16 protein-coding genes are annotated in these 17,269 nt (G+C 57.6%); 6 read left to right on the top strand and 10 right to left on the bottom strand.

Translation table 11 applies throughout. From position 1 onward, the window contains the following. The first annotated feature begins 5 nt into the window (after nucleotides 1-5). The 6 genes from D4A39_RS09005 to D4A39_RS08980 all read left to right on the top strand — a co-directional run bounded on the left by D4A39_RS09005 (nucleotide 6) and on the right by D4A39_RS08980 (nucleotide 3,123). A complete protein-coding gene (locus tag D4A39_RS09005) occupies nucleotides 6-446 on the top strand; it encodes a DUF1294 domain-containing protein (RefSeq protein WP_199699437.1) in 441 nt (146 codons plus the stop codon). 155 nt (nucleotides 447-601) lie between these two features. Continuing rightward, nucleotides 602-844: a hypothetical protein gene (locus D4A39_RS09000; protein WP_119917921.1), complete on the top strand. Its 243-nt coding sequence runs from the start codon at nucleotides 602-604 to the stop codon at nucleotides 842-844. A gap of 63 nt (nucleotides 845-907) precedes the next feature. Then, on the top strand, nucleotides 908-1,333 hold the full coding sequence (locus D4A39_RS08995) for an MAPEG family protein (protein ID WP_022986025.1): 426 nt from the start codon (nucleotides 908-910) through the stop codon (nucleotides 1,331-1,333). Next, nucleotides 1,333-2,196, top strand: coding sequence for a DMT family transporter (locus D4A39_RS08990; RefSeq protein ID WP_119917920.1), 864 nt, complete (start codon nucleotides 1,333-1,335; stop codon nucleotides 2,194-2,196). Before D4A39_RS08995 ends, D4A39_RS08990 begins: the two co-directional genes overlap by 1 nt. Beyond that, nucleotides 2,196-2,531, top strand: coding sequence for a TfoX/Sxy family protein (locus D4A39_RS08985; protein ID WP_119917919.1), 336 nt, complete (start codon nucleotides 2,196-2,198; stop codon nucleotides 2,529-2,531). The genes D4A39_RS08990 and D4A39_RS08985 overlap by 1 nt, the downstream gene beginning before the upstream one ends. A 16-nt stretch (nucleotides 2,532-2,547) precedes the next feature. After that, on the top strand, nucleotides 2,548-3,123 hold the full coding sequence (locus tag D4A39_RS08980; protein WP_199699436.1) for a DJ-1/PfpI family protein: 576 nt from the start codon (nucleotides 2,548-2,550) through the stop codon (nucleotides 3,121-3,123). A gap of 57 nt (nucleotides 3,124-3,180) precedes the next feature. On the opposite strand, the gene D4A39_RS08975 is transcribed toward D4A39_RS08980, so the two are convergent. From D4A39_RS08975 to D4A39_RS08930, 10 genes are all read right to left on the bottom strand, one after another. After that, nucleotides 3,181-3,624, bottom strand: a complete 444-nt coding sequence (locus D4A39_RS08975; RefSeq protein ID WP_022986021.1) for a winged helix-turn-helix transcriptional regulator — start codon at nucleotides 3,622-3,624, stop codon at nucleotides 3,181-3,183. 99 nt (nucleotides 3,625-3,723) lie between these two features. After that, on the bottom strand, nucleotides 3,724-4,266 hold the full coding sequence (gloA, locus tag D4A39_RS08970; RefSeq protein ID WP_022986020.1) for a lactoylglutathione lyase: 543 nt from the start codon (nucleotides 4,264-4,266) through the stop codon (nucleotides 3,724-3,726). Nucleotides 4,267-4,497: 231 nt separating this feature from the next. Beyond that, on the bottom strand, nucleotides 4,498-5,457 hold the full coding sequence (locus D4A39_RS08965) for an SPFH domain-containing protein (RefSeq protein WP_022986019.1): 960 nt from the start codon (nucleotides 5,455-5,457) through the stop codon (nucleotides 4,498-4,500). A gap of 28 nt (nucleotides 5,458-5,485) precedes the next feature. Further along, nucleotides 5,486-5,938, bottom strand: a complete 453-nt coding sequence (locus tag D4A39_RS08960) for an NfeD family protein (RefSeq protein WP_022986018.1) — start codon at nucleotides 5,936-5,938, stop codon at nucleotides 5,486-5,488. A gap of 157 nt (nucleotides 5,939-6,095) precedes the next feature. After that, complete coding sequence (locus D4A39_RS08955; RefSeq protein ID WP_022986017.1) at nucleotides 6,096-6,584, bottom strand: FKBP-type peptidyl-prolyl cis-trans isomerase; 489 nt, start codon at nucleotides 6,582-6,584, stop codon at nucleotides 6,096-6,098. Between the two features lie 27 nt (nucleotides 6,585-6,611). Next, nucleotides 6,612-7,604, bottom strand: coding sequence for a lysophospholipid acyltransferase family protein (locus tag D4A39_RS08950; RefSeq protein ID WP_022986016.1), 993 nt, complete (start codon nucleotides 7,602-7,604; stop codon nucleotides 6,612-6,614). Next, entirely contained in the window at nucleotides 7,597-8,595 is a 999-nt protein-coding gene (locus tag D4A39_RS08945) for an MBL fold metallo-hydrolase (RefSeq protein ID WP_119917918.1), read from the bottom strand. Before D4A39_RS08945 ends, D4A39_RS08950 begins: the two co-directional genes overlap by 8 nt. Next, nucleotides 8,592-9,038 (bottom strand): chemotaxis protein CheW, encoded by a 447-nt coding sequence (locus D4A39_RS08940; RefSeq protein WP_022986014.1) that lies wholly within the window; start codon nucleotides 9,036-9,038, stop codon nucleotides 8,592-8,594. The genes D4A39_RS08945 and D4A39_RS08940 overlap by 4 nt, the downstream gene beginning before the upstream one ends. A gap of 29 nt (nucleotides 9,039-9,067) precedes the next feature. Next, complete coding sequence (locus tag D4A39_RS08935) at nucleotides 9,068-10,081, bottom strand: chemotaxis protein CheB (protein WP_119917917.1); 1,014 nt, start codon at nucleotides 10,079-10,081, stop codon at nucleotides 9,068-9,070. Then, the gene (locus D4A39_RS08930) at nucleotides 10,078-17,235 is read right to left on the bottom strand and encodes an Hpt domain-containing protein (protein ID WP_119917916.1); all 7,158 of its coding nucleotides are present in this window, start codon (nucleotides 17,233-17,235) and stop codon (nucleotides 10,078-10,080) included. The genes D4A39_RS08935 and D4A39_RS08930 overlap by 4 nt, the downstream gene beginning before the upstream one ends. Nucleotides 17,236-17,269 lie beyond the last annotated feature (34 nt).

Raw genomic sequence — 17,269 nt, 5'->3', positions numbered from 1 at the left:
CCCCCATGCGCGGCCTCACCTTGCCCATCGCCCTCGGGCTGGCTATCGGCTATTTCGCCGGGCTTTACAGCATCACCCGTGAATACCACTTTTCTCCCTTTCTGATTGTCGGCACCGGATTGATCAGCCTGTGCACCCTGATCATCTATGGTCTGGACAAGCGCGCAGCACGACGGGAGCACCAACGCACGCCGGAAAACACCCTGCATCTACTGGCACTGTTCGGGGGCTGGCCCGGCGCACTGGTGGCACGGCCATTGTTTCGTCACAAGACCCGCAAGCAGCCCTTTGTCGGCCTCTTCTGGGGGACAACAGTGGTTAGCCTGTTAATGCTTGGCAGCCTGCTCTTTAGTTCACCACTGGCCCCAGCCAGAGACTGGCTCGATGAGAAAGCCCTGCAGTGGCCGCTGGTCATCCAGCAGCACCTCAACACTGTTAAGCGTTAGCTTCGCTAGCCAATAACCGCTTTGAATGCACCTTCTGTCACTGCAACTGGCAGCACCGCCCCCTTCTGCGTGATACTGAACGAACCGCGCTGATGGCAGATCGCCACTAGCGGGTACCCTGGCCAGGAGGCCAGGGCATTGCAGAGAGGGAAGGCATGCGACTACCGGAAGATGTGGAAACCATCTGGCAACACCACGGCAAGCTGGCGGCAATTCGCTATTTGCATTCGGAATATCAACTAGGCTGGCGCTACGCCACCCTGTGCATCACCCGACAATCCCCCCACCTTGTTCATCTTGAGCCGCTGCTGATTGCCAACCGTTGGCACTATCTCTCGCTCACGGGAATGTTCGCTGTTGGCATCGTTCTCGATTACTGGCTGGACCACGCGTTCTGACCCCGCCTGCACCCTGAGGTATGATCGCAATTCATAACAACGAAACGCTCAGGGAGATTTCACATGGAACCCACCAGTCCCATTCTTGCCCCCGTCGTGACACTGGTTGCCTGGTCCATGGTCATGTGGCTGTGGATGTACCTGACCCGGTTGCCGGCCATGAAAGCCGCCAACATGACCCCCGATCCCCAGGCCCCGCGCGGGGAGCAAATGAACACCCTGCCTGCCAACGTGCGCTGGAAGGCGGACAACTACAATCACCTGATGGAACAGCCCACCGTGTTCTACGCCATTGCCTTGTCGTTGGCGATGCTGGGGCAGGGCGACGGTATCAACCTGACACTGGCCTGGACCTATGTGGGCATTCGGGTCGTGCATTCCTTGCTGCAAGCGCTGGTGAACAAGATTGAAGTGCGCTTCGTGCTGTTTTTCCTGTCGTCCCTGGCGCTGATTGGCCTGACCATCAACGCCCTTCGCACCGTGTTTTGATGCCGCTTCGGCACCCCCTGGTCTTGACCGCGATCGCCATGCTGGCCTTCGCGGCAAACTCGGTATTGTGCCGGCTGGCCCTGCACGATGGCGCCATCGATGCGGCCAGCTTTACGGCGGTGCGACTGGTTACCGGTGCACTTACCCTGGTGCTGATTCTTGGCATTCGCCAGAGCACCTGGCCGCGCCCGCTTGCCCACGGCAATCACCGCTCCGCGCTGGCGTTGTTTGTCTATGCGGCAGGGTTTTCCCTTGCCTATGTGGAGCTCGCAACAGGCACTGGCGCATTGCTGCTGTTTGGCGCCGTTCAGGCCACCATGATTGGTTATGGGCGCTATCGAGGTGAACGCCTCAGTCGTTGGCAATGGGCGGGGCTTGCCCTGGCACTGACCGGGTTATTGGTCCTGTTGCTGCCCGGCGCCACGGCGCCGCCGGTCACTGCAGCCTTGCTCATGCTGCTGGCCGGCATCGGCTGGGGTGTCTATTCGCTGCGCGGCAAGGGCACCGCCGATGCCACAGCCGAAACCACCGGCAACTTCCTGCGTTCCTTGCCCTGGCTGGCGCCGCTGTTGATTATCGCCTGGCCGCCACACCTGCCCACCGGGGAGGGGCTGCTCTATGCCCTGTTATCCGGGGCGCTGGCCTCAGGAGCGGGGTACGCCATCTGGTATCTGGCCTTGCCTGCACTGGCCACCAGTACCGCCGCCACCGTCCAGCTTGGCGTCCCGGTTCTGGCAGCCCTCGCCGGCACCCTCTGGCTGGACGAATCCGTCACCGTCAGGCTGGTGATCGCATCAGTGGCCATTCTTGGCGGCATCGCCCTGGTGATCCGCGGTCGTCTGAGCGCCGGGGAAAACACGTAATGGCTTACGACACCGATCTGGCCGATCGCACCCGTGAGGCATTACTTGCCGTGACCGGGGCCCTGCCTGATGAAAGGCGCATGTTTGGCGGGCTTTGCTTTCTGATCGCGGGCAATATGTGTTGTGGCATTTTGGCAGAGCGGCTGATGGCCCGAGTCGGGCCGCAGGCCTACGACACGCTGCTTGCCAGGCCCGGTGCCGCCGAAATGGATTTCACTGGACGCCCCATGCGCGGCATGATCATGCTGGAAAGCGATGCCGTAGCGGACGAGGATGCTTTACAGGAATGGCTTGGCCACTGCTTCGCTTTCGTCCGCACCCTGCCACCGAAATAATGTCACGAGAGTTGCTATGCTGCAGATTGGTATTGTGATCTATGATGAAGCAGAAGTGCTCGATTTCGCCGGTCCCTACGAGGTGTTCGCCACCGCCGCACGGTTGTGCGGCACCAAGCCCTGGTCGGTGTCACTGATCAGTGAACGCAAAACTGTCCGGGCCAGGGGAAGCTTCCCGGTACAAAGCCATTTCACTCTGGATAATCATCCCCCGCTTGACGTCCTGCTGGTTAGCGGAGGGGTGCATACCTGGGCAATGAACAACACCGTCTTGCTGGATTCGCTTCGCCGCGCAGCTCGCTCCGCCCAATGGATTACCTCGGTCTGTACTGGTGCTTTTATATTGGCGCAGGCAGGCTTGCTGACCCATCAGAACGTGACCACCCACTGGGAGGACATCGACGAACTTGGAACACGCTTTCCTGACTTGAGCATCAAGGAGAACGTACGCTGGGTAGAAGATGGGAACCGCATAACGTCGGCAGGAATTTCGGCAGGAATAGACATGAGCCTGCATCTGGTTGAAAAGCTGCACAGCCGTGATCTCGCACTCAACACAGCGAAACAGATGGACTACTTCTGGGAATCTTGACGGGCAGAACGGAACATCTCATCGGGAAATCGCCAACCTTGACCACGAAGAAACGTTTTATTTTTTCTTCTTTTTTCCTTTGTTTTTCTTCTCTGCTTTTTTGATTTTTTTATCTTTTTTCTTGTTCTTTTCTTTCGGTTTTTTTATTTCTTTTTTGTCATTTTCGCTTTTATTTTTTGATTTTTTCTTTTTCCCTTTCTTGTCTTTCTTGTCTTTCTTGTTGTTTTTTTCTGGGACAATAACAACATCGCTAACGGAACCATTGCCTGAATCGCCATCTGGTTTTGACAACTCAAACATGGCCATTCCAACAGAACGGAAGCGACGCACACAGTATCGGACCTGACCCAGGCTCAAGCCAGATTTTTCAGCCGCTTGCGATTGTGTCGCCCCTTGATTCAAGGCCAGCAAGGCTGCTGCTCTAGGACTGTCTTTTGACGACTTTTTTTGTAACTCAAGGCAGATGTCTTTCTGCGCATCTGTAAGCAAGGCCGCCATCATGATTTCTCCCGCTGTGAGCTTGACGTAATGCCAAACCCACACCTTAAGGGAGAAGAGAAAGAAAAAGCAAAAAAGAAATTTTTTGTCAAAAAAGTGACATCAACTCTGCTGGCTCTCCAACATGTCAGCCTGAAGAATTTCGATCCAGTAGCCATCCGGGTCCTTGATAAAGGCCAGCCCTTTCATTTTTCCGTCATCCGGTCGTTTGACAAATTCCACGTTCATTTTTTCAAACCGCTCCGCCGCCGCGTACACGTCGGGTACCGTGATGCCGATGTGTCCGAACCCCTGGGGCTGCGCATTGCCATCGTGGTAACTGAAGGCCTCATCATCTTCAGTCCCCCAGTTATGGGTCAATTCCAGCATGGCCTCGCGCGCAAAAGTAAACGTCAGGCGCTTGGCATCATCTGCAGGCACCTCACCGGCGTCTTCCTCGCTCAAGTAACCGAGAAAATACAGGCTGAATTGCATCTCCGGGAAATCAATCTTGCGCACCAGTCGCATGCCGAGCACACGGGTATAAAAATCCAGGCTGCGCTTGGGCTCCTTGATACGCAGCATGGTCTGATTAAACAGGTATTCCTGCGTCACCTCGTCCGGGTGCTCGTGCAGGCCTTCGGCTTTCTCAAAATGGCGGGACATGGGAGGCTCCTGAATGCAGAAAATGGGCACTCAGAATATCGGGATGAGGGGGACGAATTACAAGGCCCTCCGCCAAGCACCGCTGATTCGCAGGCGCCAGAGAGGGACACAAAAAACCGTTCTTTTTCTCGGAGAACGCTGTGGTCTCTGCAGGAGAGAGATTTTTTCAGGTTATCGCGCCGCCACCAAAGGAGATGTACGGCGCGAATACCCGGCGCTTCAAGGGAAGGCTCAGGCCGGGGTTTTATCTACCGTCTTGAGTACTTTCTGCAAGCCAGCGACGGCACCACCAATGTCGCTGAGACCATTGGGCAACAGCATGGTGGTGGACTCCTTGGCGACTTTTTCAAAGGCAGCCACATATTGCTCCGCAATACGCAAGCTCACGGCTTCCTGGCCGCCCTCTTCCTTGACCGCAGTCGCGACCATACGCAGACCCTTGGCCGTCGCCAACGCCACCAGCTCGATCTGCTGGGCACGGCCTTCTGCCTCGTTGATCTGCTTCATCTTTTCCCCTTCGGAGATATTGATCATCTCCTGCTTTTCCCCTTCAGAACGGTTGATCGCCGCCTGACGATCCCCTTCCGAGCGGTTGATGGCGGCCTGACGCTCGCCTTCGGACTCTGCTACCACCGCACGGCGCTCCCGCTCAGCCCGCACCTGCTTCTCCATCGCATCCTTGATGGACACCGGCAGGTTGATGTCGGCCACTTCATAACGCAGAACTTTGACACCCCAGGGCTGGGCTGCCTCATCCACAGCCTTGACCACTTCCATGTTGATTTCGCCCCGCTCTTCAAAGGTCTTGTCCAGATCAATCTTACCGATCACAGAACGCAGCGTGGTCTGGGCCAATTGCTGTGCCGCCAGCACATAATCATCAACACCGTAACTGGCCGCTTTCGGGTCGATTACCTGCAAGTACATGACACCATCAATGGACACTTCGATATTGTCTTTGGTGATGCAGCTCTGGCGGGGTACGTCCCGCACGATTTCTTTCAATGAGTGCTTGTAGGCAACCCGGTCAATAAATGGCATCAGGAAATGCAGCCCTGCATCCAGGGAGGTCTGGTATTTGCCCAGTCGCTCTACTACATACACCTCCCGTTGAGGGACGATGCGGATGATCATGAACAGCAATACCACTACGCCGACAGCGATCAATCCGGAGATAATCAAACCTTCCATAAAACGTTCCTTGTGTCGTCAAAAGGGGTCAGGAAACAGATGTTGAATTCCAGGGTTCAACGGTAAGCCACAGGCCATCGTGCTTAACGATGCGCACCATTTGCCCGGGCTTGAGGGGATGAGGGCTCTGTGCCTGCCAGCGCGCACCACGGTAGTTGACGATGCCACTGCCATCGGTAAAAGGCTCCGCCACAGTGGCTCGCTGGCCAATCAAGCCGGCACTGTCTTCATTGCCACCCTGACGCTGCTCTTTGCCCATCAGTTTGTCGCTGAGAACCCGGCGGACAAAGACCAGCAACAGCACGCTGATGAGGGCGAACAGGGTGAGTTCCCAAGTGGTGTCATCGAGCAGGCCGACAAACTTGAGACTGCCGACCAGAATGGCGGCGATACCGAAAAAAATCACCACCAGACCAGAGACGGCGAACTCAGCGATGATCAGTGCCAGACCGGCGATAATCCAGTAACTGTATTCCGGCATTCCCGTGCCCTCTTTCTCATGCTTTTGGCTGAGTAAGATAGCACGAAACAACGAGGGGTAGGAGCATTGCTGGCAGCGCGATCGCCACGGCGTTAAGCCGCGACATCAGCGCCACAGAGCGCCCACGATCAGAGTGTCGCCCTTTGAGCAAGACCAATCAGTGCTGATGGCCACCCACACCGTGGGCATGTTTGTGGGCTTTCTCTTCGTCGCTGGCATCACGGATATCGGTGATATTGACCACAAAGCGTAGCGCTTTGCCGGCAAGCGGGTGGTTGGCATCCACATCGACGGTCTTCAAGCCGACTTTCAGTACGGTCAGCATACGCGGACCTTCTTCAGTGCTGACGGTGACCACCTTGCCGGGGACCAGCTTGCCCGCATGCTTGAGATACTTGCGGGAGATTCGCTGGAACAGGGTACTGTCGTATTCACCATAGGCCTCCTTGGCCTCTACGGTGACGTCGACCTGTTCGCCAACTCCCTTGCCTTCCAGAGCCTTCTCCAGCCCGGCAATGATGTTGTTATAACCATGCAGGTAGGCCATGGGCTCACCGGTTTGGTTGGAGTTTTCGATCTCGCTGCCATCTTCGGCATTGAAGAGCTGGTAGTGCAGGGTAACAACCTTGCCGTTTTCGATGGTCATGGGATTCTCCAGAAAAATAAGACCGAATTACGTATCCGCGTCCGGATGCAGACCCAGGGTCTTGCGATCCACACCCTGCTCGATCTGCTTGAGCAAAGGCATGGACTGACGGTACCAGTTGCGCCGCCCCCGGGGGCTCCACTTGAAACGCTTGTAGGTCCACTGGTACTGCGCCACGTTGCGATCAATACAGCGCTGCAATGCCGCATTCATTTCCGTGAGAATCGCGGTGCAATCACTGGCCTTCTCGATATCCGGAGAGTGCTCGAAATGGATATGGATATCCTTCACTCCGCCCTTGCCACGCTGGCAGGACACGATGAATACATGAGGCCGGTATCGTTGAACCAGTTTGTCGATCAGGGCAGGCGTGGGCACATCATACCCAAAGAAGGGAACGCAGGGATTACTGCGGTTACCGGGATTGTGGTCAGACAGAATACCGAGGGTACCACCCGCCTTCATTGCTGCCAGCGCCTTCTTCACGCCTTGGCTGTTGGTGGGAATCAGGACCGAGCCGGTTCGCTCCCGTGCCGCTTTGACCATGGCATCCATCAGGGTTGCGGGATGCGGCTGGTACATGATCAGGGTTTTCTCCGGGTCGGTCTTGTCACCCAGGTACAGGTTACTGATTTCCCAGCTGCCCTGGTGCAAAGACAACAACAACACCGGCCGCTCACTGGCCGTCGCATCAAGGAACGCCTGTTCGCCATGGATATGCGTGACCCGCGCCAGGGTTTCCTCTACCGGTCGATGCCAAACATGGCTGAATTCGGTCAGGGTACGTCCAAGCTCCGCCATGCTCTTGCGCCCGATTCGCCGGGCCTCTGCCAGACTCATCTCCGGATGGGTGGCCAGCAGATTAATTAACACCACCCGGTAGGCACTGGCATACCGCAATGGCACCAGCGTGATCAAGCTTGCCATCAATGCACCAAACGCGGTGACCAGCGGCAAGGGAAGCCAGGCGAGAAAACGGACCACCAGCCACAACCGGCGCCCCTTATAGAATTTACTCATTACGCTCTTCAAATAGCAGGGTCTCACCATGCTGCGCGACCCGAAATGTTCCAGGGTTAATCTGTTGCTCTTGCAGGGCTGCTGCCAGCGCTTTTGGCGGCGCATCCATGGGCTCGTCGGTCAGTACAAAGGTCCCCCAGTGCATGGCCACAGAGTGACGAGCGCGGATTTCCTGATGAATGCGTACCGCTTCTGCTGGATTGACATGCACTGGCGACATGAACCAGCGCGGTTCATAGGCACCGATGGGCAGCAATGCCAGGTCTACCGGCCCCATTACGTCACCTATCTGCGAAAACAATGGGGCGTACCCGGTGTCGCCGGCAAAATACAATGAGAAAGCGGGAAACTCCAGACGCCAGCTGCACCACAAGCTGCGATTATTGTCACCGGGACCCCGACCACTGAAATGCTGGGCAGGCAGACAGAATGCCTCTACCTGGCCATGAAAACTGCTCTCCCACCAGCCCAGCTCAGTGACTCCTTCCACGCCCAGCTTGCGCAACCAATCGGCCACCCCACTCGGCACGAACCACTGAATATCCGCGCCATACTGGGCATGTAAGGCCGATACCGAAGCCTTGTCCAGATGGTCGTAGTGATTATGGGACACCAGCACCGCATTGATGGGCGGTAACTGGTCAAGGCTGAGAGCCGGCGGCACAGCCCGTTTCGGACCGACAAAGGAAAAGGGTGAACAGCGCTCCGAAAATACCGGGTCGGTAAGCAAATTCCAGCCGCTGTACTGAAACAGAAACGTGGAATGGCCAATCCAGGTCAGTCTTGGAGCACTGGCCGGCTGGGCCAGCAACGCCAGGTCCGGCTCTTGTAGGGGGAAAGCCTGATGACCAGGGAAGCGGCCGCGGGTATCCCATTGCCAGCGCAGAAAATCCTTAATCCCGTGCTGCGGGGTAGGGTAAAGGTTACGAAATCGCCCCTTGGCTGGCCCCTGTTGTGCCGCCAATGCCTGCAGCCGGTCACGATCAATCATGACAGACCGGCAACCGCCCCTTCGATGGCGTCCAGATCGGGAATTACCGCCAGATCTCCACCCACCTGAATGTACATGGATTCCGCCGGACCGGTTTCCACCGGTTCTTCAACCGGGTCATCTTTACCGACCTTGAGGAGACGCGGAATCCCCTGCACGATCACTGCATAAAAAGGGATCTTGCCGGCCACTGTGTTAAGCACCGCAATCCGGGCATCCTGGCCGATGGTAATCTGGCCAGACTCATTGAGCTTTTCGAAGGAGACCAGAGGGATATTCTGGTCACGCCAGCTGAGCCAACCCAGCAGCCATTCCGGCCCCTGACCGGGACGGTCTGGTTGGCGCAAGGGAATGACCTCGGCCACGACAATGTTCGGCACCAGCCAGGGGCGCCCCTGCATGGGAATCAGCAGACTGTTGATGTCGGATGGCAAACTCGCCATAAGCATTCCTCAATGGTTCGTGCCGGTTGTTATCCCGCCTGCACGTTCAGTTCTTTTCTTACCCGCTCTACCAGTTGCAGGGCAAGTTGTTCCGGGGAGCCACTAAAGCTGACACACCCGGTTTCACGCACCGAATCCGGCTGGCTACTCACCGCACAGGTGTCGGCACTCTGAGCCCAGACCGGGCACCCCATGGCTGACAGCCTTGGCGCTGCAATGGCTCCGTCATTACCCATCCCGGAAAACAGAATGGCACCACTGGCCTGGCCAAACCCTTCACCCACATGCTGAATAACCTGGTCAATCGATGGCGCATAGGGCCCTTCCCAGGGCTGTCCTGTGGACTGGATACGACCATCATGGCGAAACTGCACTGCATACTCCACCGGGGCAATCGCCAGTTCCCCATGGCGCAGGGCTTCACCGTCTCGGCCCACTTTACAGAAAATCTTGTTGTCTCGGCCCAACACCCCGCACAGGGTATCCAGAAAACTGCCATCAATGTGCTGGGCCAGCACAAACGCCACTGGCAGATTGTCTGGCAAGCAATCGAGAAACACCTTTACGGCGGCAGGGCCACCGAGACTGGCACCCAATACCCAGACCCGCTGTGGCCTGTCCGCAGGCGCAATTGCCTGAAATTCCCGTGGGGCAGGAATTTGCTGGCGCGGTGGCTTCGCCGGAATGACATCGAGACGCTCTTCCACTGGCGGCTTGCCGATAAAGCTGACCAACTTGGTTACCAGCCGCCGCTCCCATTTGGGATAACGGGCATCGGTACGGGCCGGGGCCTGACCATCACAAAACAGGATCGGTGCACCGGCCCGCTCAAGCAGGGTGTCCAGAAAAACCTGCCAGCGATCCTCACTGGACAGATCGACCACCCACAGATCCAGCGCATCTTCCGAAAGCCAACGCGCCTCCAGAGCATCAGGCTCCGTACTGACCACCACCTGATAACCCTGGCTTTTCACCGCGCTGGAAAGCAGGTGACCCTGCAATGTGTCGTCGGCAATCACACCGACGCGGCCGGGCGCGGTCATTCGTTATGGCTTTCCTGCAGCTCACCCAGCAGCTCACGGATGGTGTTGAGCAGTTCGTTTTCCTGGAAGGGTTTACCCATGTAGCAATTCACCCCGATATCAAACGCCCGCTCGCGGTGTTTTTCACCGGTTCGCGAGGTAATCATGATGATCGGCACATCCTTCAGGCGGCTGTCATGGCGCACATGGGTTGCCACTTCAAAACCGTCCATGCGTGGCATTTCGATATCCAGCAGCATGACATCCGGTTTGACGTCTTCCAGTTTGGCGATGGCGTCCATCCCGTCTTTGGCAGTAACCACTTCGTAGCCATTGCGCTCCAGGAGACGCGTAGTCACCTTTCTCACCGTTACCGAGTCGTCCGTTACCATCACCACTGGTGTCTCGCGGGCTGGCACCGGTTCGACATCCGGCAGCGCCGGGGTTTCTTCCACCTCGACCACCGGCAGGGTCGGTACTTGAACGTGCGCGGCGCGGATCAACGAATGGATATCGAGAATGATCACAACGGAGCCATCCCCAAGGATGGTGGCACCACTGATACCGGCCACACTGGCAAGTTGCGGGCCCACGGACTTCACTACCACTTCCCGGGAGCCCACCAGGTCATCTACCACAATGGCCACCGTGTGTTCGGTGCTGCGAATCAACAGTACCGGCATGGGAGTGGTCTGGTTTTCCAGATGCGGGGCGCGGTTGCCATGGACAAAGTTGCCCAGGTAGACCAATTCGTAATCCTGGCCTACGTAGGTGTACACCGGATTGTCTTCTTCAAAATAATGCTGCAGTTCGAAGGGGCTGATACGCACAATGCCTTCGATCTGATTCAGCGGAATGGCATAGGTGTCTTCCGCCGCTTTCACCATCAAGGCACGGTTCATGGCCAGGGTGAAGGGCAGGCGGATAATGAAACGCGTGCCTTGTCCCTTGCGCGAATCAATGGTGACCGAGCCACCCATCTGCTTGATTTCGCTGGCCACCACATCCATGCCCACGCCTCGCCCGGAAATCTGTGTCACGGCGGCCGCCGTCGAGAAGCCGGCATGGAAGATAAATTGCTGGATTTCCTGATCCGAGAGCTGCGCATCCGGCGCCACCAGGCCCCGCTCGATGGCTTTATTGAGTACCGCTTCGGTATCAATCCCCTTGCCGTCATCGGACAGGGTGATCACCACCTCGCCCCCTTCTCGGCCCAGTTCCAGATTGATGCGACCGGTATCATCCTTGCCGGCAGACTGACGCCCCTCGGCGGTTTCGATACCGTGGTCCACGGCGTTACGCAGCATGTGTTCCAGTGGCGCGACCACACGCTCCATCAGCGAGCGGTCCAGTTCGCCTTCCGGGTTAAGCACATCGAAGTCCACGCGCTTGCCCACTTCACCGGAAATCTGACGCACGATACGGCGCAGACGCGGCACCAGTCGGGTAAACGGCACCATGCGCGTGCGCATGAGTTTTTCCTGCAGCTCGGTGTTGATGCGTGATTGCTGCAGCAGCAGGGTTTCGGTGTCTTTGGTGCGGTCGAGCAGGGTATTACGCAAATCCAGCAAGTCAGAGGCGGATTCCGACAACTGCTTGGTAATCTGATGCAGCTCGGAGTACTGGTCCATTTCCAGAGGATCGAAGTCCTCGTCGAATTCACCGCGGTCCACGCCCTTCTGATAGTTGGACATGATCTGCGCTTCGGTTTCTGAATCCAGGCGCCGCAGCTGCTCGTAGAGACGGTTAACGGTATTGCCCATCTCTTCAAGGTTGAAGGTGAATTCGGAAATCCCCTGTTCCACCCGGCCACGGTTAATGGAAGTCTCACCGGCCAGGTTAACCAGCGCTTCCAGCACATCCGCGCCCACCCGAACCATTTCCTGTGGCTGAGCCTGGGTCTGGCGCTGGCGGCGATCATCCGGTTTCGGTTGTTGCGGCTGCGGACTGGCAGCGGGGATCACTTCCGTGGCGGGGGCCGCTTCTGGCTCCGCCTTCACCTCTGGCAAGTCGGCGCTTCGAGCCACACTTTCCATACCGCGGCTGATTTGATCATGCCAGGCCAGCATGGGTTTGAAGTCGTCCTGGCTGGGCGCACCGGTGCGCTTGTCCAGTTCCAGCAGATAGGTTTCAAAATCGTGGCTGATATCGCCCAGCTCTTTCAGGCCAGCCAGACGCGCACCGCCTTTCAGGGTATGCAGAGCGCGTTTGAGATCATCCACAAAGTCGTTACTTTCCGGATGATCCTTCCAGCTGCTCAGGCAGCCATCAATGATTTCTGACAGCTCCTCCGATTCTTCCAGGAAAATCGCGAGAATTTCCGGGTCGGTATCCGGCTGCCAGGTTTCGCCAAGCATTACCGGCTGCGGGGAGTCCGACGCAGGCGGGGCGGTCACTTGATCAGATGTTTGCTCATCCGTGACGGGTTGCACCGGCGACTCCGGGGTGGCCGTCACGGTATCCATTGCCGGCAGGACAAACCCTGCCGGATCGGCCACATAATCATGGATCGCGACCATCAGCACATCGCCGGTTGGCAAGGCGCGATTGGCTTTCAAGGCCTCGACCATTTCGGCCAACCGATCGTGACAACGGTGGAGAAGATCAATCAGTGAGGGTTCTACCGCCAGCTGGCTCTGCGCCAAACCTTCATACAGGGTTTCCAGCTCGTGCCCCAGATCCCCCAATTCCGGGACCTCGGCCATCCGTGCGCCCCCTTTGAGGGTATGCAAGTCCCGCTGCAAAGACTGCAGTTCGATCAGGTTATCCTGCTGCTCGACCCAGGTCTCCAGGCTGGTACCCGCAGACTCAAGGATTTCATCGGCCTCTTCCAGGAAGATCTCAACCAGCTCCGGGTCACGCTCCGGTTGGGGCAGCACCGCATCCTGATGGGCATCCTCAACCACAACGGGCTCGGCTGGCGGTTCAGGCGCCACATCGCTGAACCCAGGTGCACTCTCCGGCAGGCTGGCTTGCGGCACTGAAGAGGCATCAACGGTATCTGTCGGTTCACCTGACATGAAGGCTCGAATATCAGCCTCCAGCTCGGGGGAACCGCCAGGGGTCCCGCCACGTTTGAGACTGTCGATCATATCCGCCAGGCGATCATGGCAGCGGTGAAGAAGCGCAAACAGGGACGCTGTTACGTTCAGTTGACCTGCGTTATAGCCCTCGTAAAGGTTTTCCAATTCGTGGGAAAGGTCACCAACCGGAGCAATCCCGGCCATCCGCGCGCCGCCTTTCAGGGTATGCAGATCGCGCTGCAGGGCACTGACATTACCGCTATCGCCGTTTTCCCACTGGTCGAGAATGTTGCTCGCCGATTCGAGAATTTCTTCCGCTTCTTCAAGGAATAACTCAACCAACTCCGGATCAAGATGAGCCTGGTACTGACTGCTTATCGCATCGGCGTCGCGAGGCATTTCCAGATTCATCGTCGCCGGATCATCACTGGCGAATTCTGCCGCTTCGGTAATTTCGTCGCCATGAGCTCCAGGCCCAGGTCCATCGTCATCGGGGCCACCCTCGTGAGAGGCTAACTCTCTCAAGGCATCAACCAGCCCGAGTTCCGCACGCACCGTTTGCCCAGCTGCCAGGCAGTCCATCATGTTCATCAGGGCATCCTGCCCCTCTGCAGCCTGCGTGTGCAGCTCTTCACTGAACGGCAAGCGGCCTTCTTCTACCGCGCTGTAGCAATCAGCCAGTGCCGCGGCCAACTCCTGAATCTCCGCGAGACCTGCTGTACTGGCACTGTTGGCCAACAGGTTGAGTTCGTCCCTCAGTCTTACCAGCTCTTCGGTCTGTTGCGGATGCTGCGCCCATTGTTCCAGCAATTGCTCAGCGTCGACGATCAGATCCATGCCTTCGGAGAGGAATACTGCAAGAATATGCGGGTCTGCCTGGCTCGCCGTCGCGCCGGAGGCATTCTCCTGACGCTGTTGCAGCAAGGCGGCTATCAGTGTTTCTGCCCCCGGCAGATGCTCCTGATGCAAACCATGGTCAAGGTTATCGGCAATCAGCTCTCCAACCTGACGCACCAGCGCCACCTGCTCATTGGTCGCCCTGCGATTGTTGCTGATCAGATCGCGCACCAACTTTTCTGCTGGCTCCGCCACTTCTGCCACCGCTTCAATCTCGGCCATACGCGCACTGCCCTTGAGCGTGTGCAGAGCACGATGGACCTCGTCGTCGACGGCATGTTCAGACAGATCGCTGTCCAGACTGAATAACCAGCGGGTTACCAATGCCAGGTTACGGCGTGCCTCGCTGGCAAAGATCTCAAGAAGAACCGGATCCTTGTCACCAATGGCCAGGGCCTGCCCGGACACGTCAGCCTTATCAGCCATGTCAGGAATATCGTCCAGGGAATCGGTGGCGGTGTAATCCGGTTCCCGTTCTGGCAAGCCCAGCTCAATGGTGTCATCAAATTCGCTCGTGACATCCCCATCATCACTGCCGAGATCAATATCAATGGCATCACCCAGCGCACCATCGTCACCGGACTCAATCGCCCAGGGATCTTGTTTGGGCGCATCGCTCACTGCGTCCTGAAAAGCAGAGACATCATCCTCAGAGAGGGAGAGATCTCCGGACTGCGTACCGTCTTCCGCGTTTTCATCAGCCGTATCGGTGGTTTCTGCGCCGGTCTGGGAGGACGCCAAATCCGTTAAAGTCAGCTCAATGTTTTCGCCACTGTCTTCACTGTCCCCGACATCTTCTGCTTGCGCGTTTTCCGCTACACCGGCATCTACCTCAGGAACAACGTCAATCTGTCCACCCGCGGCAAGCGTATCGGCGGCATCAGCGAGAGGCTGCACGTCATAGGGATCAGGCTCACGCCGGGTAAACGCCGTTACCAGCGCAGGGATCCGCTCACGTACTTGCTGTACCAGTTCAATCAAGGTCGGGGTCGGCTCAATGGTCTTGTCGATCACCCGGTTCATCATGTTTTCCACCGACCAGGCCAACTCACCTACCGTGGCGGCGCCCACCATACGGCCAGAGCCTTTCAGGGTATGGAAGGCACGGCGAAATTCCACCAGCGACTCTTCGTCGCTGGTGTTGGCGACCCAGCGGGGGAAATATTCGTCCAGGGCTTCCAGCACTTCGCTGGCTTCTTCCTGGAAAATTTCAATGATCTCATCGTCGATCAGATCATCGCTGTCATCACCGGCTTCAGAACCCTCCGCCGCGGCCGGGTCCAGGGTTGTAACCGGTTCATCCGTCTCATGACTGTCATCGACATCTGGCGCGATGGCTTCGACTACGTCGTTTTCCGCCGGGCCCTGCGGCAGGGTCAGCTCGATGGTGTCGTCCTGCTCTTCACTGACGACAGCCTCGTCATCGTCAAACGCCAGTGGTTCGCCATCCTGCTCCAACGTCTCAGAGGCACTCTCGTCACTGGCAGGTAATGCTTCCACCTCGGTAACGGCGGCGGTATCCAGTTCGATGCGCTCTACATCGACGGCATTACTATCAAATTCGGTTTCTTCTGCGAGCGGATACCCCAACGCATCCACACTGGCACGGGCCAGATGCAGAATGTCATCGGTTGTCTCGGGGTCATCACTGAGACGCTCCAGGTAATACTCGACGGATGTGATGGCATCGGCCAGCGTGTCCATGCTGCGCCAGTCCGGCTTGGGCTTGTCGCTTGCCAGCAACTGCTCTTCGATAAAGCTGACACACTGGCGCAGTATTGCGCCCGGCCGAGCAAGCTGAATCAGTTCCAGCCCTCCGCGTACCGCGTTTAAACGATCAGGAACCGGAACCAGATGCTCGGTATTCCACTGGGAAGCAATAAATTCCACAATGCCATCTTTGGCTTCTTCCAGACCTGCACGGCATTCGCGCAGCACTGCATCCATGGCCTGCCCGACGTGACCCGGCATGTCACCCAGCTCACCACCGGCCTGGCCACGACGATCACCGCCGCTGATACCTGCCAGAGTCGCTTCCACATACAGCAAGGCACCGGCAATATCCATCAAGGCTTCACGCTCAGCAGGATGCTTACCCGCGACGATGTCCTCCATGGCACGTAATTGCTCTTCTACCAGGGTGCGCGGCTGGCCCAGGCCGAGCACGGCCACCGTATCGGCCACTTGTTTCAGCGTGACGGTCTGGGGCTGCAGGGTAGAGGCATCGGTGTTGCCGTTATGAACGAATGACTCCAGTGCATCCTTGACGGTGGTCAGCTCTTCAGAAAGTGCCTGCACCACAGAGCTCATGGCCTCCGCATCCGGGCCGGTCATTCGTGCCCGTTCGGCATTGACCAGGTCGTCTGAAGGTAGGGCATCGTCAAGGCGATAACGTGCCTTGATATCGCGGATACGGGCGCTGGCGGCTTCCGCCTTGGCCACGTAATAAAGCAGGTTTTTTAGCAGATCGGTCGGCGCGGGTTGATTGAGGCTAGCAGCCCCGTCAGTCACCAGCGCACGCATGGTGCGATCGATCTGACCCAACATCATCTTGACAGAGGTACCCAGCACGATGGCGTCTTCGGACAGACCATCCACCAGCGCGTGGCTGATTGACCACAGAGGCGCCCGCGGCGCATCACCTGTCACTTGCTCCAGCTTGGTGAAAACCTTGGCCATGTAACCCAGGTTTTCGCCCATGCGATCGTTACGCAGCACCCCCAGCAGTGCAATCTGGAACATCTGGCGAATTTTTTTCGCCAGTGCCACAAAACGTGGATCATCCAGCAACGCCTGAGGTACCTGGCCCCGGCCAGTCGCCTCACTCAGGTCAGGCTTGAACAGTGCGGTTTCAGAAAGCAGGGATTCTCCACGGGCAGCACGCAGATCATTAAGCAACGGCAGCAGGACAACCGGAAGATCGCGACGATTGCTGGCCACCCGATCCAGATAGGGGGGCAGCTGCAGGATTGCCCGCATCAGGGTTTCCTGACCGTCGGCAACGTTGCCCACGCGTCCTTCGAGCAACGCCTGTGCCAGCTTTTCCATTTCTTCGGCCAGCAAGGCAGCGCCGTAGAACTCCACCATCTGCAGGGTGCCGAACACCTGATGCAGATGAGCCTGGCAAAAACGCATACGGGTGGCGTCGTCCGGGTTTTCCACGAACGCTTCCAGAGCCTGCTGCGCCTGGTTCAGGGTTTCCTGGATTTCCCCGCGAACCCAATCCAGAGCCAGATAGTCGTGACGGTCACTCATGACGTCTCCTGTCATACATCAACCTGCCTTCCTT

The organism is Alcanivorax profundi, from assembly GCF_003597125.1.
Taxonomy (GTDB): domain Bacteria; phylum Pseudomonadota; class Gammaproteobacteria; order Pseudomonadales; family Alcanivoracaceae; genus Alcanivorax; species Alcanivorax profundi.
This window is presented reverse-complemented; position numbering and strand designations above follow the sequence as displayed.